Annotated in this window: 7 protein-coding genes; 3 read left to right on the top strand and 4 right to left on the bottom strand. The window is 68.4% G+C overall.

The window, feature by feature from the left end:
• Both QOC69_RS30805 and QOC69_RS30800 read right to left on the bottom strand, forming a co-directional pair.
• Positions 1-1,028: LLM class flavin-dependent oxidoreductase (locus tag QOC69_RS30805; protein ID WP_526446303.1), on the bottom strand; the 1,028-nt coding region annotated here is incomplete at its 3' end.
• A gap of 95 nt (positions 1,029-1,123) precedes the next feature.
• Entirely contained in the window at positions 1,124-1,957 is an 834-nt protein-coding gene (locus QOC69_RS30800; protein WP_526446302.1) for a uracil-DNA glycosylase, read from the bottom strand.
• Positions 1,958-2,031: 74 nt separating this feature from the next.
• Between QOC69_RS30800 and tap the strand changes: the two genes are divergently transcribed.
• From tap to QOC69_RS30785, 3 genes are all read left to right on the top strand, one after another.
• Positions 2,032-3,264 carry a multidrug efflux MFS transporter Tap gene (gene tap / locus QOC69_RS30795; RefSeq protein WP_526446301.1) on the top strand — a complete coding sequence of 411 codons (1,233 nt, stop codon included), beginning with the start codon at positions 2,032-2,034 and terminating at the stop codon, positions 3,262-3,264.
• 135 nt (positions 3,265-3,399) lie between these two features.
• Positions 3,400-5,088, top strand: coding sequence for an L-lactate permease (locus QOC69_RS30790; RefSeq protein WP_526446300.1), 1,689 nt, complete (start codon positions 3,400-3,402; stop codon positions 5,086-5,088).
• 42 nt (positions 5,089-5,130) lie between these two features.
• Positions 5,131-6,498, top strand: coding sequence for an FAD-binding oxidoreductase (locus QOC69_RS30785; protein WP_526446299.1), 1,368 nt, complete (start codon positions 5,131-5,133; stop codon positions 6,496-6,498).
• 57 nt (positions 6,499-6,555) lie between these two features.
• Here the strand turns inward: QOC69_RS30785 and QOC69_RS30780 are convergent, their stop codons facing one another.
• Together QOC69_RS30780 and QOC69_RS30775 are read right to left on the bottom strand one after the other, a co-directional pair.
• Positions 6,556-6,801, bottom strand: a complete 246-nt coding sequence (locus QOC69_RS30780; RefSeq protein WP_526446298.1) for a hypothetical protein — start codon at positions 6,799-6,801, stop codon at positions 6,556-6,558.
• A 227-nt stretch (positions 6,802-7,028) separates the two neighbouring features.
• The coding region (locus QOC69_RS30775) for an MMPL family transporter (RefSeq protein WP_526446297.1) at positions 7,029-7,924 on the bottom strand (896 nt) is incomplete at its 5' end.

Below are 7,924 nucleotides of genomic sequence, written 5' to 3'. Positions count from 1 at the left end.
TCCAGCGTCCGCTCGCGGGCCGGCGCGGTCGCCGGGTCGACGCCGCGGTACGCGGATGCGACGGGGTTGACCATCACCTCGTCGACGCCGAAATGCTCGGCCAACTCGCGCACCTGGTCGGCGGCCTGGGTCGGTGAACCGATGACGGCGCGGGACAGACCCGCATCGACGATGGCCTGTTGCTGGTGGTTCAGTTCGATGCCCTGCGCGTCCTCGACGAGGTCCAGCGCACGCAGCGGCTGGCCCGTGCGCAGCCAGGCCATCATGTGCAGGTTCGGCAGCATCAGGGCTTCGGCCTCGGCGCGGGTGGGCGCCACCGACGCGTTGACCGTCATGAACGTGGTGGGTTCTCCTGCCAGGTCGCTTGGCCTGAACTCCGTGCGGTAGACGGCCAGTGCCTCCTCGGTGCCCTGGCCCGAGAAGTGGTGGGCGAAGACGTACGGCAGACCCTTGGCGGCGGCCAGGTGCGCCGAATAGAGCGACGAGCCGAGTAGCCACAGCCGCGGCTCGCTGGCGGCCGCGGGCGTCGCCTTCAGAACGTAGTTCTGGTCCATCAGGTTTCGGCCCCGCAGCGACACGTGTACGCCCGTCGCGCTCATCAGCGCAGCCACGTCGTCGAGGTACTGCGGGAACTTCTCGATGTCGGTGTCGTCGCGACCCGCAGCGCCGCGGAGCGCCATCGACGTGACGGGGTCCGAGCCCGGCGCGCGGCCGATGCCCAGGTCGATGCGGCCAGGCGCCGCGGCTTCGAGCAGCGCGAACTGCTCGGCGACCGCCAGCGGCGCGTGGTTGGGCAGCATGACGCCGCCCGAGCCAAGGCGAAGCTGGTGGGTCTGCGCGGCGAGGTAGGCGATCACCACGGGCGGACTGGTGGCCGCGACCGCGGGCATGTTGTGGTGCTCGGCCACCCAGTAACGGGTGTAACCCAGCGCATCGGCGGTCTGCGCCACCCCAACGGTCGCGGCCAGCGCGTCGGAGGTGGTCTGGTCGCTGCGGACGGGGAGGAGGTCGAGGACGGAAAGTCGCACGTGAGGGTGAACGCCGTCGCGGCCCCAAACGTTCCCCTTCCTGCGATTTTGGGCGCGTTTCCGCTCGCTCACCGAACGAAAGCGCTCACGAATCGCTAGGGGTGGGCGATGCGGCGGGCCTGCTCGAACACGTCGTCGAGCATCGCCGGGGTGAGCCTGCCGGTGAACGTGTTCTGCTGGCTGGGGTGATAGCAGCCGATCAGGTCGACGTCGCCGGTCGTCGTGCCGAGCTTCGCCATCGCGAGGTGCCCGAACTTCGGCTGCGGTACGGGCACGGCGCCGCCACCCGCGCGGACCATGTCGAGCGTCGCCCGCCACGCGAACCCGCCGAGCGCGACGATCACGCGCACGTCGGGGGCGATCAGCCGCCATTCGGCATCCAGCCACGGCGCACAGGTCGACCTCTCGGCGGGGGTCGGCGCATTGTCCGGCGGGGCGCACCGCACAGCGGCCACCACGCGAGTGTCGTTGAGCGCCAAGCCATCCGCGGAGTCCGCGCTCAACGCCGAACTCGCCAGGCCGGCCCGGTGCAGCGCGGCGAACAGAAAGTCACCCGAGCGGTCGCCGGTGAACACCCGCCCGGTGCGGTTCGCGCCGTGCGCCGCGGGCGCCAGACCGAGGACCAGCACGGCGGGCCGGGCCGCGCCGAAACCGGACACGGGCCTGCCCCAGTACGGCTCGGCGGCGAAGGACCGGCGTTTCTCCACGGCGACCCGCTCGCGCCAGTCGACCAGCCGCGGGCAGGCCCGGCACACGCTGATCGCCGCATTCAGATCGTCGAGTGCCCGGCTGCGCTTGGCCACCGACCGCACCCGGGCCGCCGTCGACGCGACCACCGTGTCGGACGCAGCCTGATCTCCCGGCCACCCGGTACCCGCCGGCACCGGCGAGTCGAAGGGTTCGCCCGTCCTTGGATGCGGCAACCTCACCACAACACTGTGCACGGCGCGGAAAATCCGTCGCGGACCGGACGGCGCCGCTGTTAGATTCGGCCCGATATCCCATGACTGCCTCCAAGCGCGGACCTACTTACCTGATCCTGTTCGCCGCGCTGTTGGCAGGGGCGGGCAACGGCATTTCGCTGATCGCCTTTCCCTGGCTGGTGCTGCAGCGCAACGGGTCCGCGTTGGACGCGTCGATCGTGGCCATGGCGGGGACGCTCCCGCTGCTGGTGGCCACGCTGATCGCCGGTGCGGCGGTCGACTACCTCGGGCGGCGCCGGGTGTCGATGATCTCCGATGCGCTGTCGGCATTGTCGGTCGCCGCGGTCCCGGTGACCGCCCTGACCTTTGGGGCGGACGCGATCAACGTGGCGGTGTTGGGCGGCCTGGCCGCCCTCGGCGCATTCTTCGACCCGGCCGGGATGACCGCCCGCGAGACGATGCTGCCCGAGGCGGCGAAGCGGGCCGGCTGGACGCTGGACCACGCGAACAGCGTCTACGAGGCGGTGTTCAACCTGGCCTACATCGTCGGCCCTGGCATCGGCGGCCTGCTAATCACCACGCTGGGCGGCATCAACACCATGTGGGTGACCGCCGGGGCCTTCGGGCTCTCGATCGTCGCGATCGCGGTGCTGCGCCTGGAGGGCGCGGGCAAGCCGGACCTTGACTCCCTGCCCGACGGGGTGTGGTCGGGGGTGGTCGAGGGGCTGTCGTTCGTGTGGAACATGAAGGTGCTGCGCACGCTGGCGTTCATCGACCTCGCCGCGACCGGGCTCTACATGCCAATGGAGTCAGTCCTGTTCCCCAAGTACTTCACCGACCGCAACGAGCCCGCGCAACTGGGCTGGGTGCTGATGGCGCTGTCGGTCGGCGGTCTGGTCGGCGCGCTGGGATACGCGGTGATGTCGAAGTACATGAAGCGGCGCACCACGATGTTGGTCGCGGTGTTGACGCTGGGGATGGCGATGACGATCATCGCGTTCCTGCCGCCGCTGCCGGTGATCCTGGTGTTGTGCGCGGTCGTCGGCTTCGTGTACGGGCCGATGGCGCCGATTTACAACTACGTCATGCAGACCCGCGCGCCCCAGCACCTGCGCGGCCGGGTGGTCGGGGTGATGGGCTCGCTGGCCTATGCCGCCGGGCCGCTGGGGCTGATCCTCGCCGGGCCGCTGGCCGACTCGGCGGGCCTCAAGACGACGTTCCTCGCGCTCTCCATACCGATGGTGGTGCTGGGTCTGGTTGCGCTACGGCTGCCCTCGTTGCGCGACCTCGACCGCCCCGCGGAGCAGGCGTAGCCAGATGCGCTGCGGACAAACGGCTTTCAGCTGAGCCGTCGCAAGGCGTACCTCTCGAAACGCCGCGTTTACATCGGTGTGCAATGCGGGTAACCCGGATGCAAACGTGTCAAACGTCACAATCGAGGTCAGCCTGTGTACCAGCAAGTTCTTGATCCGGTCGCCAACTCGCTCGCCTGGAGCGCCGCGGTTGCGGCACTGCCACTGCTGTTGTTGTTCGTCTTGCTCGGTGCGTTGAAGGTGACCGCGTGGGTGGCGTCGCTGATATCGCTCGCCGTGAGCATCGTGATCGCCGTCGCGGTCTACGGAATGCCCGTCGGGCAGACCCTGTTGGCCGGGTCCGAGGGCGCCGCGTTCGGGTTCTTCCCGATCCTGTGGATCGTCATCAACGCGATCTGGGTTTACCAGATGACCGTCGAGACAGGACATTTCGACGTGCTACGGCGGTCGTTCAGCCAGGTCAGCGATGACCAACGGATCCAGGCCATCCTCATCGCGTTCGCGTTCGGCGCGCTGATCGAGGCGCTCGCCGGGTTCGGCACCCCGGTCGCGGTGACCTCGGTGATGTTGATGGCGCTCGGCTTCAGACCGTTGAAGGCGGCCGTGCTTGCGCTGGTCGCCAACACCGCACCCGTCGCGTTCGGCGCCATGGCCACGCCCATCATCACGCTGAGCAAGGTCACCGGGTTGCCCGTCGACACGCTCGGCGCAATGGTCGGTCGGCAGACCCCGCTCCTGGCGCTGTTCGTGCCGTTGGCGCTGGTTGCCATCGTCGATGGCCGGCGCGGTATCCGCGAGACCTGGCCTGCGGCGGTCGTCTGCGGCGTCGTATTCGCCGTCGCGCAGTACGCCACCTCGAACTTCGTATCGGTGCCGCTGGCCGACGTCGTCGCGTCGCTGTTGTCCGCCGCCGCGGTGGTTCTGCTGGTGCGGGTCTGGCAGCCCCGGCATGCGTACACCGAACCCGCCCTTGTCGCCGGTTCGGCGGGCAGGAGCGAAGCGACCGGGGGATCGGGTTCGGCGGCCGACGAACCGTCGCCCGAATTCGCGCAGCGGGTCGAGCACGCCGATGCCCGTCATGATTCGCGGGTCGACGTCGTCCGCGCGTACGCGCCCTACGGGATCATCATCGGGGTATTCGTGATCTGCCAGATCCCCTCGGTGAAGCACCTGCTCGACAAGGCGACGTTAGCGGGGAACTGGCCCGGCCTGCATGTGGTCGATGCCGACGGCGACCCATCCACGCTGACCAAGTTCACCCTCAACCTGCTCACCACTCCTGGCACCCAGATGCTCGTCGCCGGCGTCCTCACGATGATCGTGCTGCGGCTGTCGGTGCCACGGGCGCTCAAGGCATACGGGACGACGCTGCATCAACTCCGCTGGGCGATCCTGACCGTGATGACGGTGCTCGCGCTGGCGTTCGTGATGAACCTGTCCGGCCAGACGATCACCCTCGGTACTTGGATGGCCGCTGCGGGCGGGGCGTTCGCGCTGCTGTCGCCGATCCTCGGTTGGCTCGGCGTCGCGGTCACCGGCTCCGACACGTCATCGAATTCACTGTTCGGTGCGCTGCAGGTCGCCGCCGCGAATCAGGCCGGGCTGTCGGACGTCCTGATGGCCGCGTCCAACAGTTCCGGCGGCGTGCTCGGCAAGATGATCTCGCCGCAGAACCTCGCCATCGCGGCCGCGGCGGTCGGCCTCGACGGCAAGGAGGGCGACATCTTCCGCCGGGTCATCTTGTGGAGCCTGGGGTTCCTGGTCCTGCTGTGCATCCTGTCCGGACTGCAGGCCTCGCCGGTCCTGTCGTGGATGGTGCCGTGACGTTGGTGGCTGGTGCCGTGACGGACCTCGTAGCATCGAGTCGTGGTCGCAGACATGCTGGCTGAGCTGATCGCCGAACTGCCCGACGGCACCGTCGTCGTCGACCCCGACATCGTCGCCTCATACCGGCAGGACCGCGCCGCCGACCCGAACGCGGGCACCGCGATCGCCGTGGTCAGACCGCGTCGCACCGAGGAGGTCCAGACCGTCCTGCGGTGGGCCACCAAGCACCAGGTGCCGGTCGTCCCCCGCGGCGCGGGCACGGGACTCTCCGGCGGTGCCACCGCGCTGGACGGCGGCATCGTGCTGTCCACCGAGCGGATGCGCGACATCTCCGTCGACCCCGTCACCCGCACAGCCGTGACGCAGCCGGGCCTGTTCAACGCCGAGGTCAAGAAGGTGGTCGCCGAGTACGGGCTGTGGTACCCGCCCGACCCGTCGTCATACGAGATCTGCAGCATCGGCGGCAACATCGCGACCAACGCCGGTGGGCTGTGCTGCGTGAAGTACGGCGTCACGACCGACTACGTGCTGGGCATGCAGGTGGTGCTCGCCGACGGCACCGCGGTGCGCCTGGGCGGCCCGCGGCTGAAAGACGTTGCAGGACTGAGCCTGACCAAGTTGTTCGTCGGCAGCGAGGGCACCCTCGGAGTGATCACCGAGGTGACGCTGCGCCTGCTGCCGCCGCAGCACAGGGGCTGCACGGTGGTGGCGTCGTTCGACTCGGTGGCCGCGGCGGCCGACGCGGTCGTCACGATCACCGGCAAGATCCGGCCGTCGATGCTGGAGTTCATGGACGCGGTCTCGATCAACGCCGTCGAGGACAAGCTGAAGATGGGCCTTGACCGCAAGGCCGCCGCGATGATGGTCGCCGCCACCGACGACCGTGGGCCCGCAGGCATCGAGGACGCCGAGTACATGGCGCGCGTGTTCACCGAGCACGGCGCGACGGAGGTGTACTCCACCGACGACCCCGACGAGGGCGAAGCCTTCGTGGCGGCGCGACGATTCGCCATCCCCGCGGTCGAGGCCAAGGGGTCGCTGCTGCTCGAGGACGTCGGAGTGCCGTTGCCCGCGTTGGCCGATCTGGTGTCCGGGGTGGAGAAGATCGCCGCGCAACACAGCCTGATGATCTCGGTGATCGCCCACGCCGGCGACGGCAACACCCACCCGCTGATCGTGTTCGACCCCACCAACCACGACGAGGCCGAGCGCGCCCAGCTGGCGTTCGGCGACATCATGGATCTGGCCGTTGGTCTTGGCGGCACGATCACCGGCGAGCACGGCGTGGGCCGACTCAAGCGGCCATGGCTCGCGGGCTATCTGGGTCCCGAGGCGATGGAGCTCAACCGACGGATCAAGCAGGCATTGGACCCGGACAACATCCTCAATCCTGGCGCCGCGATCTAGCTTCAGACACGAACACGCCCTCCCCCTGTTGTTGCGGGGAGGGCGCGCTGGGCGTGTTTAGTCCATGTGCCCCGGGCCGTGGTGGCCCTGCCAGCCCGGGACCTGGGTCGGCGCAGGCGTGGCGTAGTGGTCCGGGTAGTACTGGTAGCCCGGGCCCACCGGTGCCGGTGCGGTGGTGGTGACCGGGGCTGCCGGGTCGGCATTGGCCATGCTGGCCAGGCCGAGCGCCGCGGCGCCGATGACGCCTGCGGCCACTGCCGGGAGAGCACAATAGCGGACGAGCTTGCGGGTGATGCTGGTCATTACTTCAATCCTGTTGTGTGAGTGTGAGTTTCGGGTTGTCCTCCGGTGGATTCCGGCGATGAAACAACTATGTCTCGACGGCGGCGGCCTGTATGTCGGGCGACTGGTGGAGACACCGGATGAAAGTCGTGTCCCCCAATCGGGGGACACGCGTGGCCACGTTTGGGCGATGGGGCCAGACCCGCTGTCGTTCACGACCACGGCCCCGTGCCCAGGACTCCGAGACCCTAGGACACCGCGCCGTGTGGCGACTCGACTGGATCGCGCTTCGGCCAGGGTTGCGGCACTGGGCGTGGACGTACGCGTTGCGGCCACCAGAACCAGCGCCCGAGCAGGGCTGCCAGCGACGGTGTCATGAGCGACCGCACGACAAGCGTGTCGAAGAGCAGGCCGAGGCCGATGGTGGTGCCGACCTGACCGATGACGATCAACTGGCTGACCGACATGGACGCCATCGTGAAGGCGAACACCAAGCCCGCGGAGGTAACCACGGATCCCGTGCCGGCCATTGCGCGGATGATTCCGGTGTTCAACCCGGCGTGGATCTCCTCCTTCATCCGGGAGACCAAGAGAAGGTTGTAGTCGGCGCCGACCGCGAGCAGGACGATGACCGACATCGGCAACACCATCCAGTGCAACGGGAGCCCGATGAGGTGCTGCCAGAGCAGTACCGAAAGGCCAAACGAGGCACCCAAACTCAGCACCACCGTTCCGACGATCACCGCTGCGGCCGCCACGGCGCGGGTGAGCACCACCATGATGAGGAAGATCAGGATCAGCGCAGCGACTGCCGCGATCAGCAGGTCGTAATCAGCGCCCTGCTGCATGTCCTTGTACATGGCTGCGCTACCACCGACATAGACCGTCGACCCTTCCAGCGGAGTGCCCTTGATGGCGTCGGCAGCTGCGACCCGGATCGGCTCGATGTGCGAGATGCCCTCCTCGCTCAACGGATCACCCTGATGAAAGACGGTGAACCGCACGGCATGACCGTCGGGCGATAGGAACAGTTTGATGCCCCGCTGGAAGTCGGCGGTCTGGAATGCCTCCGGAGGAAGGTAGAAGGTGTCGTCGTTGCGGGCGGCGTCGAATGCCTGGCCCATGGCCGTGGCATCCTGCTGCG

Source organism: Mycobacterium sp. (assembly GCF_032162105.1).
In the GTDB taxonomy this organism is placed as follows: Bacteria; Actinomycetota; Actinomycetes; order Mycobacteriales; family Mycobacteriaceae; genus Mycobacterium.
This window is presented reverse-complemented; position numbering and strand designations above follow the sequence as displayed.